The 22,145-nt window shown below is 64.7% G+C and carries 20 protein-coding genes; 7 read left to right on the top strand and 13 right to left on the bottom strand.

Annotated elements, in window-relative coordinates; genetic code table 11:
- The first annotated feature begins 10 nt into the window (after positions 1 to 10).
- Complete coding sequence (locus tag B447_RS00290) at positions 11 to 460, top strand: type IV pilin protein (protein WP_002935512.1); 450 nt, start codon at positions 11 to 13, stop codon at positions 458 to 460.
- Between the two features lie 13 nt (positions 461 to 473).
- On the opposite strand, the gene B447_RS00285 is transcribed toward B447_RS00290, so the two are convergent.
- From B447_RS00285 to B447_RS00255, 7 genes are all read right to left on the bottom strand, one after another.
- On the bottom strand, positions 474 to 1,142 hold the full coding sequence (locus B447_RS00285; protein ID WP_232431392.1) for a retropepsin-like aspartic protease family protein: 669 nt from the start codon (positions 1,140 to 1,142) through the stop codon (positions 474 to 476).
- Positions 1,143 to 1,230: 88 nt separating this feature from the next.
- On the bottom strand, positions 1,231 to 1,716 hold the full coding sequence (locus tag B447_RS00280; protein ID WP_002927353.1) for a YajQ family cyclic di-GMP-binding protein: 486 nt from the start codon (positions 1,714 to 1,716) through the stop codon (positions 1,231 to 1,233).
- Positions 1,717 to 1,734: 18 nt separating this feature from the next.
- Entirely contained in the window at positions 1,735 to 2,058 is a 324-nt protein-coding gene (gene ppnP, locus B447_RS00275) for a pyrimidine/purine nucleoside phosphorylase (RefSeq protein WP_002927355.1), read from the bottom strand.
- Positions 2,059 to 2,072: 14 nt separating this feature from the next.
- Complete coding sequence (locus B447_RS00270; RefSeq protein ID WP_002935509.1) at positions 2,073 to 2,303, bottom strand: DUF2788 domain-containing protein; 231 nt, start codon at positions 2,301 to 2,303, stop codon at positions 2,073 to 2,075.
- A 65-nt stretch (positions 2,304 to 2,368) separates the two neighbouring features.
- Entirely contained in the window at positions 2,369 to 3,598 is a 1,230-nt protein-coding gene (locus B447_RS00265) for an argininosuccinate synthase (protein ID WP_002935507.1), read from the bottom strand.
- Between the two features lie 67 nt (positions 3,599 to 3,665).
- The gene (gene argF, locus B447_RS00260) at positions 3,666 to 4,589 is read right to left on the bottom strand and encodes an ornithine carbamoyltransferase (RefSeq protein WP_002927364.1); all 924 of its coding nucleotides are present in this window, start codon (positions 4,587 to 4,589) and stop codon (positions 3,666 to 3,668) included.
- A 9-nt stretch (positions 4,590 to 4,598) separates the two neighbouring features.
- A complete protein-coding gene (locus B447_RS00255) occupies positions 4,599 to 5,774 on the bottom strand; it encodes an aspartate aminotransferase family protein (RefSeq protein ID WP_002935506.1) in 1,176 nt (391 codons plus the stop codon).
- 232 nt (positions 5,775 to 6,006) lie between these two features.
- Here B447_RS00255 and B447_RS00250 point away from each other — a divergent pair, with 232 nt between their 5' ends.
- Entirely contained in the window at positions 6,007 to 6,297 is a 291-nt protein-coding gene (locus tag B447_RS00250) for a DUF3579 domain-containing protein (RefSeq protein WP_002935505.1), read from the top strand.
- A gap of 489 nt (positions 6,298 to 6,786) precedes the next feature.
- On the opposite strand, the gene rpsT is transcribed toward B447_RS00250, so the two are convergent.
- Positions 6,787 to 7,053: a 30S ribosomal protein S20 gene (rpsT, locus tag B447_RS00245; RefSeq protein WP_002929309.1), complete on the bottom strand. Its 267-nt coding sequence runs from the start codon at positions 7,051 to 7,053 to the stop codon at positions 6,787 to 6,789.
- A gap of 286 nt (positions 7,054 to 7,339) precedes the next feature.
- Between rpsT and murJ the strand changes: the two genes are divergently transcribed.
- On the top strand, positions 7,340 to 8,878 hold the full coding sequence (gene murJ / locus B447_RS00240; RefSeq protein WP_002929308.1) for a murein biosynthesis integral membrane protein MurJ: 1,539 nt from the start codon (positions 7,340 to 7,342) through the stop codon (positions 8,876 to 8,878).
- A 313-nt stretch (positions 8,879 to 9,191) separates the two neighbouring features.
- Here murJ and B447_RS00235 read toward each other — a convergent pair whose 3' ends face one another.
- Positions 9,192 to 10,118 carry a LysR family transcriptional regulator gene (locus B447_RS00235; protein ID WP_002935504.1) on the bottom strand — a complete coding sequence of 309 codons (927 nt, stop codon included), beginning with the start codon at positions 10,116 to 10,118 and terminating at the stop codon, positions 9,192 to 9,194.
- Positions 10,119 to 10,223: 105 nt separating this feature from the next.
- Between B447_RS00235 and B447_RS00230 the strand changes: the two genes are divergently transcribed.
- The 4 genes from B447_RS00230 to ettA all read left to right on the top strand — a co-directional run bounded on the left by B447_RS00230 (position 10,224) and on the right by ettA (position 15,836).
- Complete coding sequence (locus tag B447_RS00230; protein ID WP_002929304.1) at positions 10,224 to 11,000, top strand: ferredoxin--NADP reductase; 777 nt, start codon at positions 10,224 to 10,226, stop codon at positions 10,998 to 11,000.
- 171 nt (positions 11,001 to 11,171) lie between these two features.
- Entirely contained in the window at positions 11,172 to 13,538 is a 2,367-nt protein-coding gene (locus B447_RS00225) for an EAL domain-containing protein (RefSeq protein ID WP_002935503.1), read from the top strand.
- 114 nt (positions 13,539 to 13,652) lie between these two features.
- Entirely contained in the window at positions 13,653 to 14,135 is a 483-nt protein-coding gene (locus B447_RS00220; protein WP_002935502.1) for a glutathione peroxidase, read from the top strand.
- 36 nt (positions 14,136 to 14,171) lie between these two features.
- Positions 14,172 to 15,836 carry an energy-dependent translational throttle protein EttA gene (ettA, locus tag B447_RS00215; protein ID WP_002929301.1) on the top strand — a complete coding sequence of 555 codons (1,665 nt, stop codon included), beginning with the start codon at positions 14,172 to 14,174 and terminating at the stop codon, positions 15,834 to 15,836.
- A gap of 7 nt (positions 15,837 to 15,843) precedes the next feature.
- On the opposite strand, the gene B447_RS00210 is transcribed toward ettA, so the two are convergent.
- The 4 genes from B447_RS00210 to B447_RS00195 all read right to left on the bottom strand — a co-directional run bounded on the left by B447_RS00210 (position 15,844) and on the right by B447_RS00195 (position 22,143).
- Positions 15,844 to 16,851, bottom strand: coding sequence for a M48 family metallopeptidase (locus tag B447_RS00210; protein WP_198291726.1), 1,008 nt, complete (start codon positions 16,849 to 16,851; stop codon positions 15,844 to 15,846).
- Positions 16,851 to 17,897 carry a YjgN family protein gene (locus B447_RS00205; RefSeq protein ID WP_002935500.1) on the bottom strand — a complete coding sequence of 349 codons (1,047 nt, stop codon included), beginning with the start codon at positions 17,895 to 17,897 and terminating at the stop codon, positions 16,851 to 16,853. Before B447_RS00205 ends, B447_RS00210 begins: the two co-directional genes overlap by 1 nt.
- A gap of 117 nt (positions 17,898 to 18,014) precedes the next feature.
- On the bottom strand, positions 18,015 to 20,003 hold the full coding sequence (locus tag B447_RS00200) for a preprotein translocase subunit SecA (protein ID WP_002935497.1): 1,989 nt from the start codon (positions 20,001 to 20,003) through the stop codon (positions 18,015 to 18,017).
- On the bottom strand, positions 19,996 to 22,143 hold the full coding sequence (locus tag B447_RS00195) for a site-2 protease family protein (RefSeq protein ID WP_002935493.1): 2,148 nt from the start codon (positions 22,141 to 22,143) through the stop codon (positions 19,996 to 19,998). The genes B447_RS00200 and B447_RS00195 overlap by 8 nt, the downstream gene beginning before the upstream one ends.
- Between the last annotated feature and the right edge of the window lie 2 nt (positions 22,144 to 22,145).

The raw sequence follows: 22,145 nt of genomic DNA, 5'->3' as shown, positions 1-22,145 counted from the left end.
GGACATTCGAATGAACACGAAACACACCCTTGGTTTCACACTGGTCGAGCTGATGATCACCGTGGCCATTCTCGGCATTCTGGCGTCGATTGCGTATCCCGGTTACCGGGACTACGTCATTCGCGCCAACCGTGCGGAAGCGCGCGCGGCACTTCTTGAAAACGCACAGTTCTTGGAACGAAACTTCACAGTCGAAAACACATATCGGTGGCAGACGATTGAGGACCCCGATAAGCCGGGTGAGAACAAACGCGTAGAAACCAAAGATCGTATCCCGGCTAAGAGAACACCAGGAAGCGGGGCAGAGAAATACACGATAGATCCGACGATTACTGACCGTACGTACACGCTATCGGCCACGCCAAAGGGCGTAATGAGCGGCGACGCATGCGGCACCCTTACCCTCACCCACACCGGTCTTCGCGGCGCAGGAGGCGATGTAGCGAAGTGCTGGAACTGAACCTGCAGCCGGCTCAGTACCGACGCGTCAGCACCAGCAGGCCGGCCTCGCTCCGCATGCCGAGGCGGCTGAGGAAACTCATGCCGAGCAGTGGCACGGGCAGCCCCTGTTCATGTACCGTGCCCTGGACACCGTACAACACGATGCCACCGACGCTGACCCGGTCCAGTGTCAGCAGCCAGGCCGTGCTGGGGCCGTTGGCAGTGTTCATGATGACTTCGCGCCCCTTGCGGTAATCGATACCGGCTCGACGCGCCTCGTCCGCACCGATCGAGACATAGGTGGCGCCCGTATCGACCATGAAACGCATTGCAGCGCCATTGATCGAGCCCTGCGCCCAGTAATGCCCCTGCGGATCGGGAGTCAGGCTGACGCTCAAGCCGAGGTCTGCCTGCGGCGTCGGCGGCTGAATGCGCAGCGGCGCTTCGCCGAGGGCGACCCGGCGCCGCTCACCGCCCACATCGATGAGCGCGGAGCGCCCATCGACCTCCAGCACCACGACGCCCTCTTTTGAACGTTGCCCGATACCAAGCGTTTGCGGAGCGCCGCCGTCGACCATCAGCACCGCACGCTTGCCGAACACGCCGGCAAGCTCCACATCCGCAGCGGGGGCGAGGCCAGGGACTAGCAGCAGCAGGGCTGCGGCGCGGCGGATAAGGGTAATGGCCTGCATGACGGGCATGAACATCGCGACGAGAGTGCCGACATCATCTCACGATCGTTCAAGCCCATGTATCGGTCATGCGGCCTCTGCCTCCTGGGGCCGCCCCTCAGTCGCGGAAATTCCCGTACTGGAGCGGAAAATCGGTGATCTGTTTCTTGACCAGCGCGATCGCCTCCTGCAGCACGTCGCGCTTGGCGCCGGAGACGCGCACGGCGTCGCCCTGGATGGCGGCCTGGACCTTCATCTTGCTGTCTTTCAGCAGCTTGACGATCTTCTTGGCGAGGTCCTGGTCGACGCCCACGCGCACCTTTACTTCCTGCTTGACCTTGTTACCCGAGACCTTCTGCACGTCGCCGTAGTCCAGGCAGCGGACGTCGACGTTCTTCTTGGTCATCTCGGGCAGCAGGATGGTCTTGATCTGGTCGAGCTGGAAGTCGCTGTCGCCATGGATGGTGAGCAGCTTGTCGGCATGCTCGATCTTGGCGCTGGTGCCCTTGAAGTCGTGGCGACCCTCAACCTTGCGGTTGGCCTGCTCTACGGCGTTGCGCAGCGAGGGCTGATCGACCTCGGACATGATGTCGAAAGACGGCATGACTCCCCTCCTCCGCGATCAGCCGAAATGGCAGATGTAGTGGTAGGGCTCGCCGGCGACTTCGATGTCGAAGCTGGAATTGCCCGGCACGTTGAAGGACTCGCCGGCGCCGTAGGTCTTCCAGTCCGCCTCGCCTTTCAGGCGCACGCGGCAGCTGCCAGCGACCCCTTCCATGATCTCGGGCGCGCCCGTGTTGAAGGTGAGCGTCGCCGGCAGGATGACACCGACCGACTTCTTCGTGCCGTCGGCGAGCTGGATGCCGTGGCTGACGCACTTGCCATCGAAATAGACGTTGGCCTGGGTGGTGACGGTTACGCCGTCGAAGGTGGCAGTGATGGCCATGAGATACGGACTCCTTATTCGATGCCGAGCAACTTCTGGATGATGCCCTTGGCGACGAAGCCGACGAAGCCCACGCCCAGGCCAAGGAACATCCACAGCATGCCGTAGCGGCCGGCCTTGGACTCCTTGCCCAGGTTCCAGATGATGAACATCATGAACAGGATCAGCCCGGTCAGGCCGATCTGGAGGGCGAGATCCTCGAACTCGGTAAAGCTGAGCCCGAGGATGAAATCATCGTTATTCATCGCAGCGTTGTATGGGGATTGAGCTTCGCAGCACAGGGGGGCGGATCAAGCCGCCCCCTTCGGGATCAGCTGCGCTTGGCCTTGGCGCTGGCGGCGATACGCATGCGCAGCGCGTTGAGGCGGATGAAGCCGTGTGCGTCCTTCTGGTTGTAGGCACCGGCGTCATCTTCGAAGGTGGCGATCGTCGGGTCGAACAGCGAATCGGTCTTCGAGTCGCGGCCGGTGACGATGACGTTGCCCTTGTAGAGCTTGAGGCGCACCCAGCCATTGACGGTCTGCTGGGTGTGGTCGATCAGCGCCTGGATGGCCTGACGCTCCGGGCTCCACCAGTAGCCGTTGTAGATCATGCTGGCGTAGCGCGGCATGAGGTCGTCCTTAAGGTGGGCGACTTCGCGGTCGAGCGTGATCGATTCGATGGCGCGGTGGGCACGCAGCAGGATGGTGCCGCCCGGGGTCTCGTAGCAGCCGCGGCTCTTCATGCCGACGTAGCGGTTCTCCACCAGGTCGAGGCGGCCGATGCCGTGCTTGCCGCCCAGCTCGTTGAGCTTGGCGAGCAGTTCGTGCGCCTTCATCGGCGTGCCGTTGATGGCAACGAGGTCGCCCTGCTCGAATTCCAGGTCGACGTATTCGGCGGCGTCCGGTGCGGCCTCGGGCGACACCGTCCAGCGCCACATCGACTCTTCGGCCTCGGCGGCCGGGTTCTCGAGGTGACGCCCCTCGAAAGAGATATGCAGCAGGTTGGCATCCATCGAGTAGGGCGAGCCGCCCTGCTTGTGCTTCATCTCGATGGGAATGCCGTGCTTCTCGGCATAGGCCAGCAGCTTCTCGCGCGACAGCAGATCCCATTCGCGCCACGGCGCGATGACCTTCACGCCCGGCATCAGCGCATAGTAGCCGAGCTCGAAGCGAACCTGGTCGTTGCCCTTGCCGGTGGCGCCGTGGGAGACGGCATCGGCGCCGGTGGCGCGTGCAATCTCGATCTGGCGCTTGGCGATCAGCGGGCGTGCGATCGAGGTGCCGAGCAGGTACTCGCCTTCGTAGACGGTGTTGGCGCGGAACATCGGGAAGACGAAGTCGCGCACGAACTCTTCGCGCAGGTCGTCGATGAAGATGTTCTCGGGCTTGATGCCGAACTTGAGCGCCTTGGTGCGCGCGGGCTCGAGCTCTTCGCCCTGGCCGAGGTCGGCGGTGAAGGTGACCACTTCGCACTGGTAGGTGTCCTGCAGCCACTTCAGGATGACCGAAGTGTCCAGCCCGCCCGAGTAGGCGAGCACTACTTTGTTGACGTCGCTCATGCTGTTTTCCTGTTTCCTGCTGTGTTGCCGGCACACACGCCCGTGCATGCCGTGATTGTCTCGTAGCTCAGTTCTCGATGCGGCCAAGCATCAGGTATTCCATCAGCGCCTTCTGCGCGTGCAGCCGGTTCTCGGCTTCGTCCCACACCACCGACTGCGGGCCATCGATGACCTCGGCCGTTACTTCCTCGCCGCGGTGCGCGGGCAGGCAGTGCATGAAGACGGCGTCCTTGTGGGCGACGGCCATCATGTCTGCATCGACGCACCAATCGGCAAAGGCCTTCATGCGCTCCTCGTTCTCGGCCTCGAAGCCCATCGAGGTCCACACATCGGTGGTCACCAGGTCGGCACCGCGGCAGGCGTCCATCGGGTCGGCGAACTGCTCGAAGTGATCGGTACCGTAGAGACCCGCGCGCTCGGGCTCGACCTCGTAGCCCGGCGGCGTCGACACATGCACGTTGAAATCCAGCACCTCGGCCGCCTGCAGCCAGGTATTGCACATGTTGTTGCTGTCACCGATCCAGGCCACCGTCTTGCCCTGGATGGAGCCGCGATGCTCGATGAAGGTGAAGATGTCGGCGAGGATCTGGCAGGGGTGGTATTCGTTGGTGAGGCCGTTGATGACCGGCACCCGCGAGTTGGCGGCAAAGCGCTCGACGATGTCCTGCTCGAATGTGCGGATCATCACGATATCGCTCATGCGCGAGATGACCTGGCCGGCATCTTCCACCGGCTCACCGCGGCCGAGCTGCGAGTCACGCGTATTCAGATAGATGGCCGAGCCGCCGAGCTGGTGCATGCCAGCCTCGAACGACAGCCGGGTGCGGGTGCTGGCCTTCTCGAAGATCATTACCAGCGTGCGGTCGAACAGCGGATGGTAGGGCTCGTAGCGCTTGAACTTATCCTTGATCCACTTGGCACGCGCGAACACGTAGTCATACTCTTCGCGGGTGAAGTCCTTGAACTGCAGATAGTGCTTGATTGAAGTCATAGGCAATCCTCAGCCGTTCGCGAGGAAGTCGCGAATCATCGGCGCCAGCATGGCCACCAGCGTCTGGGCGTCGGCAGCGGTGAAGGTGAGCGCGGGCAGCAGGCGCACCACGCGTTCGGAGGTGACCGACAGCAGCAGCCCCTGCTCGGCGGCACGCGCCATGAGCGCGCCGCAGGGGCGGTCGAGTTCGATGCCGATCATCAAGCCGCGGCCGCGGATATCGACGATGCCAGCCACGCCCTCGAGCGCCTCGGCCATACCCTTGCGGATCGCATCGCCCACGGCAACGGCGTTGTCCATGAGCTTGTCGTCGACAATGGCGCCGAAGGTCGCCAGACCCGCCGCGCAAGCGAGCGGATTGCCACCGAAGGTGGAGCCGTGGTTGCCCGGCCCGAACAGCCCCTTCGCCTTGCCCGCTGTGACGCAGGCGCCGATCGGCACGCCGGAGGCCAGGCCCTTTGCCAGGGTCATGACGTCGGGCATGGTGCCGGCGTGCTGCCAGCCGAACCATTTGCCCGTACGGCCCATGCCGCACTGGACCTCGTCGCAGATGAGCAACCAGCCCTTGTCGTCGCACAGCGCGCGCAGTTCACGCTGGAAGGTCTCGTCGGCCACGTTGACTCCGCCCTCGCCCTGGATCATCTCGAGCATCACGGCGACAACCGCATGGTTGTGCTCACCAACCTTGCGGATGGCCTCGATGTCCTTGTAGGGCACACGGATGAAGCCCTGTACCAGCGGCTCGAAACCGGCCTGCGCCTTGCGGTTGCCGGTCGCCGACAGCGTGGCCATGGTGCGGCCGTGGAAGGCCTGCTCCATGACGATGATGTGAGGCAGCTCGACACCCTTGTTGTGCCCGTACATGCGCGCGAGCTTGATCGCAGCCTCATTGGCCTCGCAGCCCGAATTGCAGAAGAAGACTTCGTCCATGCCGGACGTCTCGGCAATGCGGTCGGCGAGCTCGTCCTGCAGCGGGATGCCGTACAGGTTGGAAGTGTGCAGCACGCGCCCGGCCTGGTCGGCAATGGCCTTGACGAGTCGCGGATGGTTGTGACCGAGGGTATTGACGGCGATGCCGGAGAGGGCATCGAGATAGCGCTTGCCAGTCTCGTCGTAGAGCCAAACACCCTCGCCGTGGGAGAAGGCCACCGGCAGGCGGGCGTAGGTGTTCATGACATGGGACATGGGATACCTCGAGTTCGACGAAGCCAGAAAACGCACACGGCGGCAAACGCCGCCGTGCAGGGATAGCGCTGAATATTAAGCCAAAACCCGGCACGCTGTACATAAGCCCCATGGCGCGCCAACACACGCCGGAAAGCGCAACTGCGGTTTTCTGCTAGAATGCCGCCCGTCCTGATTCCGGCATCAAAGAACCGCAACAGCGACGCCCCCCGAAGCCGCCAAGGCATCACACATGAACCAGAAGATCGAAAACTTCATCATTGTCGGGGTCACGAGGGAGGGGAAGAAATTCCGTCCGAGCGACTGGGCAGACCGCCTGTGCGGCGTGATGTCGGCCTTTGGCGCCGACCATCGCATGACCTACTCCCCTTATGTGCGCCCCGGTTGCACACTCAAGGGTGACAAGACCGTCCTTGTCGACGCTCGCCTCTACGACGTCGAGCCGCTGGCCTACAAGTTCATGGTTAACTTCGCCAACGACAACAACCTGCAGATCGAGTGGATGGGCGATACGTCCCTGTAAACACACGCCAGAGAGACAGGCGGACCGCAGGAACAAGCGCGGAGCACGTCTTCACTTTCACTGCGGGAGCGGCGCCAGCCGCGAGCTTCTTGCCTTCGGGCGACATCGCCTTCAACACCTCGCGGCTTGCGCCACTCCTACGGGGAGCCGCCATGCGATGGGTGTGCTGTAGGAGCGGCGCCAGCCGCGAGCCTCCTGCCTTCGGGCGGCATCGCCTTCAACACCTCGCGGCTTGCGCCACTCCTACGGGGAGCCGCCATGCGATGGGCGCGCTGTAGGAGCGGCGCCAGCCGCGAGCTTTTCGTCGGCTCATCCCGGCGCTATCGCATTCAAACCCTCGCGGCTGGCGCCGCTCCTACATCAGCACCGCCCACGTTGGGACGCAGCTCTGCATAGACGCCCGCATCTTCAGCCCAGGCAGCTAACAAAAAAGCGACCCGCAGGTCGCTTTTCCAGTCTCGGCGCCTGGACGCCGGCATACTTCAAGAATCAGACGGCCATTGCCTTGACGGCGGCCGAAAGACGGCTCTTGTGGCGAGCAGCCTTGTTCTTGTGAATGATGTTCTTGTCAGCGATGCTGTCGATGGTGCTCATCGAGGTGCGAAAGACCGACTGAGCCGCCGCCTTGTCGCCACCCACGATGGCCTTGCGCACGGCCTTGATCGCGGTACGCAGGCGGGAACGAAGGCTGCCGTTATGGGCGCGTGCCTTGGTCGCCTGACGGGCGCGCTTGCGAGCTTGTGCCGAGTTGGCCATAAATGTGAATTCCGTGTTGGTGGTTCTAGAAAAGTCCGCGATTATATTGAGCCACGCGGACAAATGCAATAGGCAACCGCATTAATGTAGGACTGCCGTTCAGGCGGCGAGACATCCATGGCGTGCGCAAGCTCGTCCGCCGCCATAACCGGGCACCCGCCTTCGCCCCCTCGCCTGCATCGGCAGCCGTGCAATCACGATGGCGGCTACGGATTGGCGGCACAGCCGGTTATGATGCGCGCCTTGCATCGCCTCCCGAACTGCAACCTGCACTGCCCCGCACCTCATGAACCTCCTGCGCGCCCTCGCCACCGTCAGCGGCATGACCCTGCTGTCCCGCATCCTCGGCTTCGTGCGCGACCTCGTCATCGCCCGCGCCTTCGGCGCCGGCATGGCCACCGACGCCTTCTTCGTCGCCTTCCGCCTGCCCAACCTGCTGCGGCGAATGTTCGCCGAAGGGGCGTTCTCCCAGGCCTTCGTGCCGATCCTCGCTGAATACAAGAACCGCCAGGGCGAGGCGGCAACCCACACCCTGGTCAACCGCGTCGCAACCCTGCTCGGGCTGATCGTGGCGGTCGTGGCGGCACTCGGCGCACTGGCGGCACCGCTCATCATCTACGTGTCGGCACCGGGTTTCTCGGGTGACCCGGGCAAATTCGAGCTCACAGTCGAACTCACCCGCATCACCTTCCCCTACATCTTCTTCATGTCCCTGGTGGCGCTGGCGGGCGGCGTCCTCAACACCTGGAGCCGCTTTGCCATCCCGGCATTCACACCGGTCCTGCTCAACCTCGCCTTCATCGGCATGGCTCTGTTCGCCGTGCCCTACTTCGACCCGCCGGTGCTGGCGCTGGCGTGGGCGGTGTTCATCGGCGGGCTGTTGCAGCTGATCCTGCAGATCCGTCCGCTGATGAAGATCGGCATGCTGCCACGCTTCGACCTGGACATGTCCGACCCTGGCGTGCGCCGCGTCATGAAACTGATGGCGCCCGCCATCCTGGGCGTGTCGGTGAGCCAGATTTCCCTGCTGATCAACACCATCTTCGCCTCTTTCCTGGAGAGCGGCAGCGTGTCCTGGCTGTACTACGCCGACCGCCTGATGGAGTTTCCCGCCGGCCTGCTGGGCGTGGCGCTGGGGACGATCCTGCTGCCCAGCCTGTCCAAGCTGCATGCCGACGACAAGGGCGAGGAGTTCTCCTCGCTGCTCGACTGGGGCCTGCGCCTGACCCTGCTGCTGACTCTGCCCGCGGCCCTGGGCCTGGCGCTGCTGGCGGTGCCGCTGGTGGCGACCCTGTTCAACTACGGAGCCTTCTCGGCAACCGACGTGATGCAGACACGCAGCGCGCTGGTCGCCTACAGCATCGGCTTGACCGGCCTGATCCTGGTGAAGGTGCTGGCGCCGGGCTTCTACGCCCGCCAGGACATCCGCACCCCGGTGAAGATCGCCCTCATCACGCTATGCGCCACCCAGCTGATGAACCTGGCCTTCGTCTTCCCATTGCGCCATGCCGGGCTGGCGCTGGCGATCGGGCTGGCATCCTGCCTCAACGCGGCTTTGCTTTACCGCGGCCTGCGCAAGCGCGCCATCTACACGCCGCAAGCCGGCTGGGGGATATTCGCACTGAAGCTGCTGGCGGCCCTGGCAGTAATGGGAGGGGTGCTGTGGTTTGCGGGCGGTCCGGCGACGCTGTGGCTCGAGATCGGCGGCCTTGAGCGTGCCGGGCGGCTTGGCGTGGTCGTGGTTGCGGGCGCTGCGGCCTACTTCGCCACGCTGTTCGCGCTCGGTTTCCGGCCGCGCGACTTCCGCCGCCGCGGCGCAGCCTGAAGGTAAAGGCTCGCGGCGGGCGCTGCTCCTGCAGCCCCCCAGCGCGCGTCACCCCCGGTAGGAGCGGCGCCAGCCGCGAGCTTTTATGCGCCCCGTCGCCTTCAACCCCTCGCGGCTCGCGCCGCTCCTACAGCCCCCTCACAGCGCGCGTCATCCCCGGTAGGAGCGGCGCCAGCCGCGAGCTTTTATGCGCCTCGTCGCCTTCAACCCCTCGCGGCTCGCGCCGCTCCTACAGCGCCCACTAGCGCGCGTCGGCATCCCGTAGGCGCAACGCAAGTCGCTATTTCATCGCCAACGAGGCGCCAGTCGGGACTCAGGGCACCGGCGGCAGCGGAATCTGGTCACTGCGCCGTGCGCCGCCAGTGAAGGCGCGGCAGTCCTCCAGGAATCGACGGATGACGCGGCTGTGGTACTTGCCACGATGCCAGACGAAGTAGAAATACCGCCGCAGGTCGAGTTGCGGGGTGTCGACCGGCACCAGGCTGCCACGGCGAAAGGCATCGCGAAGGGCGAGCCTGGACAGGCAGCCCAGTCCCAGTCCGCTCTCGACCGCACGCTTGACGGCCTCGGTATGCTCGAGTTCAAGCCGCGGCACGATGCCGCCCGGCCAGTGGCGCAAGGCCTGGTCGAAAGTCTCACGCGTACCCGAACCACGTTCGCGCAGAATCCAGGGCTGGTGGGCGATCGCATCCAGCCCGACTTGCCCCCCTTTGGCCAGCGCATGCCCCGGCGCACAAAACACCACCAGTTCGTCCTCCACCCAGGGCTCGACCTCGAGCGCCGCATCGACGACCTGGCCTTCGACCAGCCCCAGATCGATCTCGTGCCGCAGCAGCATGGCAGCAATGGTGGCGGTGTTATGCACCTGCAGGCGCACCCTGCTCTCGGGATGCGCCTGCAGGAAATTCGACACAATGAGCGGCAGCAGGTAGTTGCCGATGGTGAGGGTGGCCCCCACCCGCAGGTTACCCAGACCACGCTCGCCGCGCAGCAAGGCGTCGATCTCCTCGGCGCGGTCCAGCAGCTCTACGGCATGAGCAAGCAACAGGCTGCCCTGCTCGTTCAGGCGCAGACGCTTGCCGGCGCGGTCGAAGAGCTGCTGATCGAACTGGCTCTCGAGTTCGGCCAACGCCGCACTGGCGGCCGACTGCGACAGTGCGAGCGCTTCAGCCGCACGCGAGACGTTCTCGCTGCGCGCGATCTCGACGAACACCTGCATCTGACGGAGCGTGAACCTCATATCGATTCAATAGGTAAGTGATATCACTATTATCCACCAGATCACTAACGACGCGAGCCTAGAATCAAGGACATCCGAATCACCCCCACAGGGTCCGCAGCCGTCATGAGCAACCTCGTCACCGAACGTGTCCTCAGCGTCCATCACTGGAACGACTCCCTCTTCAGCTTTCGTACCACGCGCAATCCCGGCCTGCGCTTCGAGAACGGCCAGTTCGTGATGATCGGGCTCGACGTCGATGGCAAGCCGCTGACCCGCGCCTACAGCATCGCCAGCCCCAACTACGAGGAGCATCTCGAGTTCTTCAGCATCAAGGTGCCTGACGGCCCGCTGACATCACGCCTGCAGCACCTGCGCGAGGGCGACCCCATCGTCGTGAGCAAGAAGCCCACCGGCACCCTGGTGCTGCACGACCTCAACCCCGGCAAGCACCTCTACCTGCTCGCCACCGGCACCGGCCTGGCGCCTTTCCTGAGCGTGATCCAGGATCCGGAAACCTATGCGCGCTTCGACAAGGTGGTGCTGGTGCACGGCGTGCGCTTCGTTGCCGAGCTCGCCTACACCGACTTCATCACCCGCGTGCTGCCGCAGAACGAGTTCTTCGGCGAGCAGGTGAGCGAACAGCTCATCTATTACCCCACGGTCACCCGCGAGGCCTTCCGCAATACCGGCCGCATCACGCATGTGATCGAATCCGGCAGGCTGTTCGCCGACATCGGCCTACCCGCGCTCGACCCGGCCACAGACCGCGTCATGATCTGCGGCAGCCAGGCGATGAACAAGGACTGCTGCGACCTGCTCGACGCGCGTGGTTTCTCCATGTCGCCGCGCATCGGCGTACCCGGCGACTACGTGATCGAACGTGCTTTCGTCGACAAGTGAGCGGGCGATGACAGGCGCGCATGCGCTCGTGCTATCCCCTTTTTCTTGATATTTATCAAATTTGATCACACCTGGGCCGCTAGCATCGCGGCCCGTGAAAACACCCATACCCGCCTCTCTGTTCCTTTCTCTGTGCTGCCCGGCCGGTAGGTCACCCGGAGCGTACGGCGCATGACGCGTGCCGCCGTCTCCAGGCTGCTGAGGACCTCGACCCACATCAGGCTGCTGGTGCTTGGGCTGGTCGTGCTCGCCGTCGTGGGCAGCCTCTTCGTCCAGGCCGGCGCGGTCACCACCGGCGAGCACCTGCGCTATGCACGCGACCTGCGCGAGATCCGTCAGGTGGATGCCGAGCTCAACACCGCAACCATCGCGAGCCGCCTGGACATCGGCAGCTGGCAGGCGGTCGAAGCACACAGCGCACGCATGCGGACGCTGATCGATGCGCTCCACGACACGCCATCGTTCCTGACCCACGAGGAGAGGCTGCGCGTTCTCGATCAGCTCGACAGCTACGCCCGAATGCAGCAGCACAAGCAACAGCTGGTCGCGGCCCTCCAGGAGGAACTGGCGCGGATCACGGAGCCCGCCCAGGCCAGGCACCAGCGCCTGGACGAGCTCTCATCCGCCCTGCTTGCGCTGGCCAGCGCGCGCCAGGGCGAGGTCCTCGTGGAAAGCTATGCGGCTGGCTACAAGTCGGCCGCAGCGCGCACCCAGGCCCACCTCGTGCTGCTGCTCGCGGTTGCCCTGGGGCTCGGAGTCTTCCTGCTGTTGACTGCCATCCGGCTGCGCAAGACGACGCTGGCAGTAGCGGACACCAACGTCGAGCTCAATGCCACCGTCGCAGCGCTCCGCAGTGCAGAGGCTGAGCTGACGCGCTATGCGACCGTATTCACCAGCTCGAGCGAGGGCATGCTGATCACCGATGCCGCGGGGACCATCATCGCGGCCAACCCGGCGTTCAGCCGGATCACCGGCTACACCCTGGACGAGGTGATCGGGCACTACCCCGGGCTGCTCAACTCCGGTCGCCAGGATGCGGGCTTCTACCGCCGCATGTGGTCGGCCATCAACAGCCGTGGCCAGTGGCAAGGCGAGATCTGGAATCGTCGGCGCAACGGCTCGATCTATCCCGAGTGGTTGTCGATCAGCGCGGTACATGGCGAGGACGGCAAGGTCCTGAACTACATCGGCATCTTCTCCGACATCACCGAACGCAAGGAGGCCGAGGCGCGCATCCTGCATCTCGCCCATCATGACCCGCTCACCAACCTGCCCAACCGCGCTCTCCTCCAGGACCGCCTGCAACAGGTGCTGCTGCAGGCGCGACGGCACAAACGCGGCGTAGCGGTGCTGCTGCTCGACCTCGACCGCTTCAAGACGATCAACGACATCCTCGGGCACGAGAGTGGTGACGGCCTGCTGCTGCAGATCACCGAACGCTGCCGCAGCACGATCCGCGACACCGACACGCTGGCACGCCTGAGCGGCGACGAATTCGTGATCGTGCTGCAGGAGGTCGACGGCGCTCACGATGCCGCACTCATCGCGCGCAAGATCCTCGACGAAGTGGCGCTTCCATGCCAGCTGGGCGAGCACCGGATCACGGTGACCGCAAGCATCGGCATCGCGCTCTACGACCAGGACGGCGGCACGCCCTCGGCCCTGCTGCGCAACGCCGACGCCGCGATGCATCGCGCCAAGGAAGCCGGACGCAATGGCTTCGAGTTCTTCTCGGCCGAGATGAACACCTCCTCGCTCGGCCAGCTGCTGCTCGAGAACCAGCTGCGCGGGGCGGCAGACCGCGGCGAACTGCTGCTGCACTACCAGCCCAAGGAGTGCGCGATCAGCGGCCGGCTGCTCGGGCTGGAGGCGCTGCTGCGCTGGCAGCATCCGGAGCTGGGCTTGGTCGCCCCCGGCCGCTTCATACCGCTCGCCGAGGAGATCGGGCTCATTGGCACGATCGGCGAGTGGGTGCTCGGCGAGGCCTGCCGCCAGCAACGCGCCTGGCTCGATGCCGGCCTCGACATCGTGCCGGTCGCAGTGAATCTGTCCGCACAGCAGCTTGCCCAGCAGAACATCGTCTCCCAGATATCGAACGCGATCAACGATGCCGGCCTTGCACCCGAGGTGATCGAGCTCGAGCTCACCGAAACCATGCTGATGCGCGACATCGACCGTAACATCCACACCCTGATCCGGCTGCGCGACATGGGCGTGCGTCTGTCGATCGATGATTTCGGCACCGGCTACTCGTCGCTCAACTACCTGCGCCAGTTCCCGGTCAATGCGCTCAAGATCGACCGCAGCTTCGTCAGTGACATCAGCGCAGAAGGCAACGAGGGCAAGATTGCCTCGGCCATCATCGGCATGGCCCACAGCCTGGGTTTGGAGGCAATCGCCGAAGGCGTGGAGACCGAGGCGCAACGCAGCTTCCTCGTCGCACAGGGCTGCCACCAGCTGCAGGGCTATCTTATTGGCAGGCCAGTGCCTGCGGGTGAGCTGGCGCCCCGCCTGCGACCGCGCCCCGGCCATCGCTGAGCACCACCCCGCAGCACCGAACTTGTGTCACCCTGCACGCGTCGAAGCCGCTGCGGAACGGGGCATTCACCCCGATTGCCGACAAGCGGACAAGGACCCATACGGAGAGACACGATGAATTCCAATCTGTACGAGATCGAAGTCGAGCGCCTCAGCGGCGGCACCACCACCCTTGGCGAACATGCCGGCAAGGTGTTGCTGGTCGTCAACACCGCCAGCCAGTGCGGCCTCACCCCGCACTACGCCGGCCTCGAGAAGCTCTACCAGACCTACAAGGACCGCGGCCTGGTCGTGCTCGGTTTTCCGTGCAACCAGTTCGGCGCCCAGGAGCCAGGCAGCGCGGAAGAGATCGGCGCCTTCTGCGAGAAGAACTACGGCGTGAGCTTCCCGATGTACGCCAAGATCGAGGTCAACGGTGATGGCGCGCATCCGCTCTACAAGCACCTCAAGCAGCACGCCAAGGGCATCCTCGGCACCGAGGCCATCAAGTGGAACTTCACCAAGTTCCTGGTCAGCCGTGACGGCGAGCGCATCGAACGCTACGCACCGACGACCACGCCGGAGGAACTGGTGAAGGACATCGAGGGGATGCTGTAGACTGCAGCCCTTTCCGACTCAGCAGGACCCTCCCCCATGGCCCAATACGTCATGTCGATGCTGCGCGTGAGCAAGATCGTTCCGCCCAAGCGTCAGATCATCAAGGACATCTCCCTTTCCTTCTTCCCCGGCGCCAAGATCGGCCTGCTCGGCCTCAACGGCTCGGGCAAGTCCACCGTGCTGCGCATCATGGCCGGCGTGGACAAGGAATACGACGGCGAAGTGCAGTGGCTCGCCGGCCAGCGCATCGGCTACCTGCCTCAGGAGCCCGAGCTCGACCCCGCCAAGACGGTGAAGGAAGAGGTCGAGTCCGCGCTTGGCGAGATCATGGAAGCCCGCCAGAAGCTGGAGGAGGTCTACGCCGCCTACGCCGAACCCGACGCCGACTTCGACAAGCTCGCCGAGGAACAGGCCAAGTACGAGAACATCCTGTCGACGGCCGGCAGCGACGTCGAGACCCAGATGGAAATCGCCGCCGACGCGCTGCGCCTGCCGCCCTGGGACGCCGTGATCGGCAACCTGTCCGGCGGTGAGAAGCGCCGCGTCGCGCTGTGCAAGCTGCTGCTGTCCAAGCCCGACATGTTGCTGCTCGACGAGCCCACCAACCACCTCGACGCCGAATCGGTCGACTGGCTGGAGCAGTTCCTCACCCGCTTCCCCGGCACTGTGGTCGCCGTCACCCACGACCGCTACTTCCTCGACAACGCCGCCGAGTGGATCCTCGAACTCGACCGCGGCCACGGCATCCCGTGGAAGGGCAACTACTCGTCATGGCTCGAGCAGAAGGGTGACCGCCTGGCGCAGGAAGCCAAGCAGGAAGCTGCGCACCAGAAGGCGATGAAGACCGAGCTGGAATGGGCGCGCTCCAATCCCAAGGCGCGCCAGGCCAAGTCCAAGGCCCGCCTGGCCCGCTACGAGGAAATGGCGAGCGTCGAGTACCAGCGCCGCAACGAGACGCAGGAAATCTTCATCCCACCCGGCGAGCGCCTGGGCGACAAGGTCATCGAGTTCCACAACGTCAGCAAGGCCTTCGGCGACAAGCTGCTGATGGACAACGTCAGCTTCAGCATCCCGCCGGGCGCCATCGTCGGCATCATCGGCCCCAACGGCGCGGGCAAATCGACGCTGTTCAAGATGATCGAAGGCCGCGACACGCCTGATTCCGGCACGGTCGAGATCGGCACCACGGTCAAGATCGCCGCCGTCGACCAGACCCGCGAGGGGCTGGCCAACGACAAGACGGTGTTCGACGCCATTTCCGATGGCGCCGACGTGCTTACCGTGGGCCGCTTCGAGATGCCCAGCCGCGCCTACATCGGCCGCTTCAACTTCAAGGGCGGCGACCAGCAGAAGATCGTCGGCAATCTCTCGGGTGGCGAGCGCGGGCGCCTGCACCTGGCCAAGACCCTGATCCAGGGCGGCAACGTGCTGCTGCTGGACGAACCGTCCAACGACCTCGACGTCGAGACCCTGCGCGCGCTCGAAGACGCGCTGCTGGAGTTCGCCGGCTGCGCGCTGGTGATCTCGCACGACCGCTGGTTCCTCGACCGCATCTGCACCCACATCCTGGCGGCCGAAGGCGATTCGCAATGGACCTTCTTCGCCGGCAACTACCAGGAATACGAAGAGGACAAGAAGAAGCGCCTGGGCGAAGAAGGCGCGAAGCCGAAGCGTATCCGCTACAAGCCGATCGCGCGCTGACGCGTGCCTACTGCGCGGCGCGCTCGTGGATGGCGCGCACGCGTTCTGGCGTTGGCGGATGGGTGGACAGGTAGCTACCCACGCCGCCCTGCGCCGGATCGAGGCGCTGCAGCATGTTGGCCAGATGGCGCGGGTCGACACCATGGCGGCGCATCATGTCCACCGCGTGGTCGTCGGCCTCGCGCTCGAAGCTGCGCGAGTAGCCAAGTTCGGTGAGGATCAGCGGCAGTGCGGTGACGGCAGACGACACCGCAGACACGTCGCCCACCACAACCGCAGCCAGAACACCCATCATCGAGGCCTGGATCGAGCGCCGCATCGCATGCCGATGTGCGACATGGCCAATTTCGTGAGCGAGCACGCCGATCAGCTCTTCGTCGCTGCGTGCGAGCCCGACCAGCTGATCGGTAAACACGATGGTGCCGCCCGGCAAGGCGAGCGCATTGGCGCCGATCTCGTCGCTGGCAAGGCGGAACAGCACGCGGATCGGCGGGTCCTCGCCAAGCTCCGCCGCAAGGGGCGCAAACAAGGCCTGCAGACGCTGCTGCTCTGTGGCGTCGAGCCTGCTCGGCGCCATCATCTGGCGGTCGATCAGCTCCAGCACCAGGCTGTCCGCGTGCGCATGCACGCTCTGCGGCAATGATGCAGCAATGGCACGCGCAGCCATCGGCACACCCCACTGCACGCTCGCCCACACAAAGGCCACCGTCACCAGCACGCCTAGCAGCACATAGCGCAGGCGCGACTCGAGGTGATGGAGCAATCCTGCACCTGCTGCCGGCAACAACCGATCGACACCGTCGTTGTCCGCCGTCTCGAAGGCCTCTCCCCCTTTGAAGCGGATGAAGCGCGGCGTGTTGCCCAGCCGCGACGACACCTCGACCTCGTCGCGTTCCGCCACCGCGAGCAGATCGCCCCCCTCCGCCACCACCCTCACCTGCCCGCGCTCGCACCGCAAGGTCGCCGCCACGCGGCGAGAGCTGCTACCACCCTGAAAATGCCCGGCGACCTGCATCAGAAGCCCAGGTCGACGTCGAAGACATCGCCGATCTCACCGCCCACGGCACTCAAGGCAGCGCCCTGGTCGGCGACAAAGCGATCGAGGTCGCCATCGGCATCGAGGGCGATGTGTGCAGCCGCGTAACGGGCGCTGCGTACCTTCGCCCACGGGTAGAACAAACCCAGGGTGAGCACGATCGCCAGCGTGTTGGTGAACATGAGCGCAGCGTAGGAGCCGAGGCGGTAATCGGCGGCGGTCGCGTGGCGATCGATGGTGGTGTTGTTGAAGCGCAGATTGGTGAGCCTGACCGCGAACAATGCCATCGCCAGCAGGTACATGGCCACCATGAGCAGGATGGAGAGCGGCGGGAAGACCGTGCCCAGCACCCCGGCGACGATCGCTCCGGCCAGGAAGACACCAAGAACGATCAGGAAGAGCGTATAGAACTTGCCGGCGCCGGCAGCGAAACTGAAGTGCGTGACGCCATAGCGCGTGTTGTCGATGATGAAGCGCTGCTGGCGGAAAAAGGCATACGGGAACAGCAGGCCCAGCGTCAGCACGCTCAGCAGCGGCCACAGCAGGAATACCACGTAGGCCTCGCCGACGCGCCCATCAAAGCCGAAGCGCAGCCCACGCCAGGCCGAGTAATGGTTGCGAAAGGCAAGGCCGCGGACGATGACCCACGGCATGATCGCGATGAAGAACAGCATCAACACCGCCCCGAGCAGGGGCACGAACTCGCTGGCGAGTACGTACACCAGCAGCATGGCGAAGGCGACCAGGCGCCCCTTGAGGATGCTCAGCGGGCTGGCGAGATAGTCGAAACTGGCGCCGTCCAGACGGGTGCTGCCGTAGAAGTAGCGCTGCGTGCGCACCTTGGCCCAGGCCGAATAGATACCCAGCGTGACGATGGTGAGCAGAAGGTTGACGATCCAGATGCGGAAGAACTCGAAGCCCTCGCCGGCAAACTCGAACGCCACCCGCCGCCGTGCAGCCTGTTCGCGCTCTAGCCCTTCCAGCACCGCATCCTGGAACACCACCGAATGAACCGCCTCAGTCATCTGCCCGCCCCCTGGATGCGCACCACGCCCTGAAAATGACAAAATAATATCAACACCAAGCCACGCCCGCCAGAAAACCCGCTCGCAGGCGTCACTGCACGGTTTCCACCACACCGATCACTTCTTGTCGACGCCGACAAAGCTCAGCGCCTTCAACCATTTCCGGTCCCGCTTGATCGTATCCAGGCGCACGGCGCGGTTGCGGCGCTCGGCCGTGCTCTGGGCGAACCACACCAAGGCCCTGAACACGTGCCCTGACCACGCGGAGCGGCGCCGACAGAGCGGTCCCAGCGTACGCACGAGCACCGGGCAATAGCGGACGAAGAGTTCGTCATCGAGACTCACGATGGCCTCGACGGACCCCGGGTTGCCCTGGCGCGCCGAGCGCCCGAAGAGCTGTCTGTCCACCCGGGCGCTTTCGTGGAACTCGGTGAGGATCACATGCAACCCACCGCGCTGCTCCACTTCGGGCGCGAGCTTGATGTCGGTCCCCCGTCCCGCCATGTTGGTCGCAACCGTTATCCGTCCTGGCTGACCGGCTGCCGCCACCGCATCCGCCTCGGCGGCATCCTGGCGTGCATTGAGCACCGTATGCTCCACGCCTTGTGCGCTCAGCGCGGCACTGAGCAGCTCCGAGGCTTCTACCGAGCGCGTGCCGACCAGCACGGCCCTGCCCTCGGCCGCGACAGCGGCCGCCCGAACTGCAACCGCATCCCAGCGTGCGTCCGAATTGCGAAAGACACGGTCAGGCAAGCGCACGCGACGCAGGGCCTTGTTGGTCGGAATGCGCGTGATGCTGAGATCGTATACCCGGCGCAGCTCACCGCCGACCTCGGCCGCAGTCCCGGTCATCCCGGCCAGCAACAGATAGCGTCCGAAGAAGCGCTGGTAGGTGATCTGCGACAAGGTCCGGCGCTGGCCGGAGATCTCGCATCCTTCCTTTGCCTCGATCATCTGATGCAGCCCACGCTCCCAGGTTCGGTCGGGCATCACCCGGCCAGTGAACTCATCGACGATCTGTACCTTCTCATCGGCGACGATGTAGTGCTGGTCGCGATGAAAGAGCTCGCGTGCCGAAAGCGCCTTGTTGATCAACTCACGACGCCACAGTGCCGAAACCCAAACTCCCCCCTCATCGCGCAGCACGTGCTCCGCATGGGCCTCGCCGGCAGACGTCAGCCAGATGTCGCGTTCCCGGCCGAGTACATAGTGCTCGCCAGCGGAGAGCGTCGCCGCGAAGGCGATCGCACGGTGGTAAATGGCCGGATCGAGCTCGTCCGGGAGCGTCTCAGAGATGATCAGCGGCGTTCTGGCCTCGTCGATGAGCACGCTGTCGGCCTCATCGACGATTGCCACATGCAGGCCGCGCAGGATGGGGAGTGCGCCGCTGCGTGCGCCGAGCAGCCGACGCAGACGCAGCTGGGCAAGCGGTGTCGCACCCAGTGCGATGCGGTCCTTCAGGTAGTCGAAGGTGAGCTCCTTGTTGGAGACATAGACCACGGGCTTGGCGTACTCGGCCCTGCGCTTGTCGACATCCATGTCCTGCAACACCACCCCCACGGCGAGGCCGAAGAACGCGTACAGGGGCTGGTTCTCCTCGGCGTCGCGCTCGGCGAGATAGTCGTTCACGGTCACCACATGCACTGCGGCACCGCAAAGCGCAGCCACGCACACGCCCAAGGTCGCCGCCAGCGTCTTGCCTTCACCGGTTGCCATCTCGGCAATCCGTCCGCGCAGCAAGGCCTCGCCGGCAAGCAGCTGGACATCGTGGTGGCGCTTGCCCAGAACCCGGCGCGATGCCTCCCTGATGATCGCAAAGGCTTCGGCGATGAGCGCATCGAGCAAGCCCTCGCGCTGCATGCGGCACGCCACGGCGTGGATGCGGACCCGCAACTGATCGTCGTCGAGCACCAACAGCTCGCGCTCGATAGCGTTCACCGCGGCCACGAGCACACCATCCCGCCGCCCCTTGCCGACGGCAAAACGCGCGACCAACGCACGCAGCCACTCCTCGACGACATGAGGCGGATCCTCGAGCCGCTCGAGGTAGGCCGCATCGCCGACCTTGACGGCTCGCCCCTTCAGCAAGGCCCGGACGTCAGACACCGAACTTGCTCAGGAAGAGCTGACGCAAGCGCCGCAGGCCCTGGACACCGATCGGCTCCCAGCCGAGGTCGAAACGCACGAACACGCGTTCGCCAAACCCGATCGCCTCGTCACGCGCCGGCAAGGCCATATCGATCAAGAACACCCGCTCGAGGGTCCTGAGGCCCTCCGGATCATCCACAGCAGTAGGCACGCTGCCGCCGCCATGAATCCCCAGCGCCGGTGACGGCAAGGTGTCCACACCGCCGGCCGCCGGCCGCACCACCTGCGTGACGTGGGCGCGCCCGATCCAGTCGGCAAAGCGCAACTCCGCGGCGCGCATCCGCTCGCGGACAAGGTCGATATCATCCTGGCGGACCACTACCCGGGCGATCAGGTCATCGCGATCGAGCACGTAACCGACGAGGTCGCCCTTGCGCAGGAAAGCACCGGCCAAATCCTGCGCCCTGGGCACGATCAGCCGGCCCGACGCGCCCGCGTGTGCAACCAGCAGGCTTGCGCGCTCCTCAAGTCTGGCAAGCAGCTCGGCCTCCATGCGTCGCTGGCGCTCGAGCAGAACCGCCTTGACCGGATCGGAAAACTGCTCGGCACGCAATCGGGACTCGGCTTCGTGCAAGCGGGCGCGTGCAAGCTCGATCTCCGCACTCAGGCCGATGTCCTCGAGCACGAACAAGGCCTGCCCAGCCTCCACGCCGCCGCCCGACGTATCGAGCCACGAGCGGAAGAAGCCGTCGCCACCCGCGCGCACGATGGCGCGCTCGGGCAGCCACACCACGCCCTCGGCCTGTGTACGCAGCGGCGCCGGCACGATGAACAGGAGACTGAGCACGACCAGCACGATGGCCAGCGACACCCGTAGCGCACGCCGGCGCACGCGCTGCAGGCTGGCACTATTGACAACATGTCTGTAGGACTTCCACAGAGGCATGCCGAAGGCAGTGATACACACCCAGATGGCAAGCAGTACGCCGAAGATGAAGAAGGCGCTGGAGACGAACATGACGATCGTGACGGTCAGGAACATCCGGTAGCACCAGGCCAGCGGTGTGTAGGCAAGCAACCAGCGCTTCTCGGCCGGGGTCTCCACGGGCTGGTCTGCGTCGTGCGCCCCGCAGATATGGCGATCCCACAGGTAGGTGTAGTACTTCTGTCCGCGCTGGGCGAGGTTCGGCATCTCGATCAGGTCGGTGAAGATGTAGTACGCATCGAAGCGCAGCAAGGGATTGCCATTGACGATGAGGGTCGACACACCCGCCACCACGATGACGTTGTAGGCCACCGCGCGACTGACCCCGGGCTCGATCAGCAGCCACACGTAGAGTGCGATGGCAGCGACGAAGACTTCGACCAGCATGCCCGCTGCCGCCACCACGCTGCGCTGCACGCGGGACGGGAAGATGGCCGTCGCCGAGGCGTTGACGTAGGGCACCGGAGCAAAGACGAGGAACATCAGCCCCATCTCATGGACAGGCGCGCCCCACTTGCGTGCGGCGATGCCATGACCGAGTTCGTGCAACAGCTTGACCACCGGATAGACGCAGAACATCACCAGCAGGTTGCTGCTGGACAGTATCTGATCCGAGAAATTGTGCGTCAGATCGGACCAATGCATGACCGCGAGCACCAGCGCCGGAACGACGACGAGCATCCAGATCACCGCCCCCAGGGTGGAGAACCACCATCCGGTGAAAGGCACGATACGCTGCAGGAAGGCATCGGGATCGACGAGCGGGAACTTCAGGCTCATCGGATTGAGCAGGTACTGCTTCAAGGTGGCACGACGCTTCTTGCGGTAGCGCGCAAAGAGCGCGGCCGAATCCGAGTTCGTATCCACCAGCAGCAGGTCGGCCGAATGCAGTTGAACGAGCAGATCGACCACCTCGTTCTGGGTGCACTCATCACCATGACCGGAGAGGTTGGCGTGCTCCCACAGTGCCTGCACCGTCTGCTTGCCGTCCATTCCCTGCACCAGCCGGTAGGCGGCAGGAGTCAGGCGGTGGTAGCGCCCGCCCGACTGATCCTGAACCACGTACCACACCTTGTCTCGATAGACGTGGCGCTCCACGCGTGCGAGCGGAATCAAGCGTGGCCGCAGGTCGGCCACCGAGTGCCACGATGAGCTGAACAGACTTCTCGCCATGG

This window comes from Thauera sp. 27 (assembly GCF_000310125.2).
Lineage (GTDB): Bacteria > Pseudomonadota > Gammaproteobacteria > Burkholderiales > Rhodocyclaceae > Thauera > Thauera mechernichensis.
Note: the sequence above shows the minus strand (reverse complement) of the source record. Positions and strands in the feature narration are given on the sequence as shown.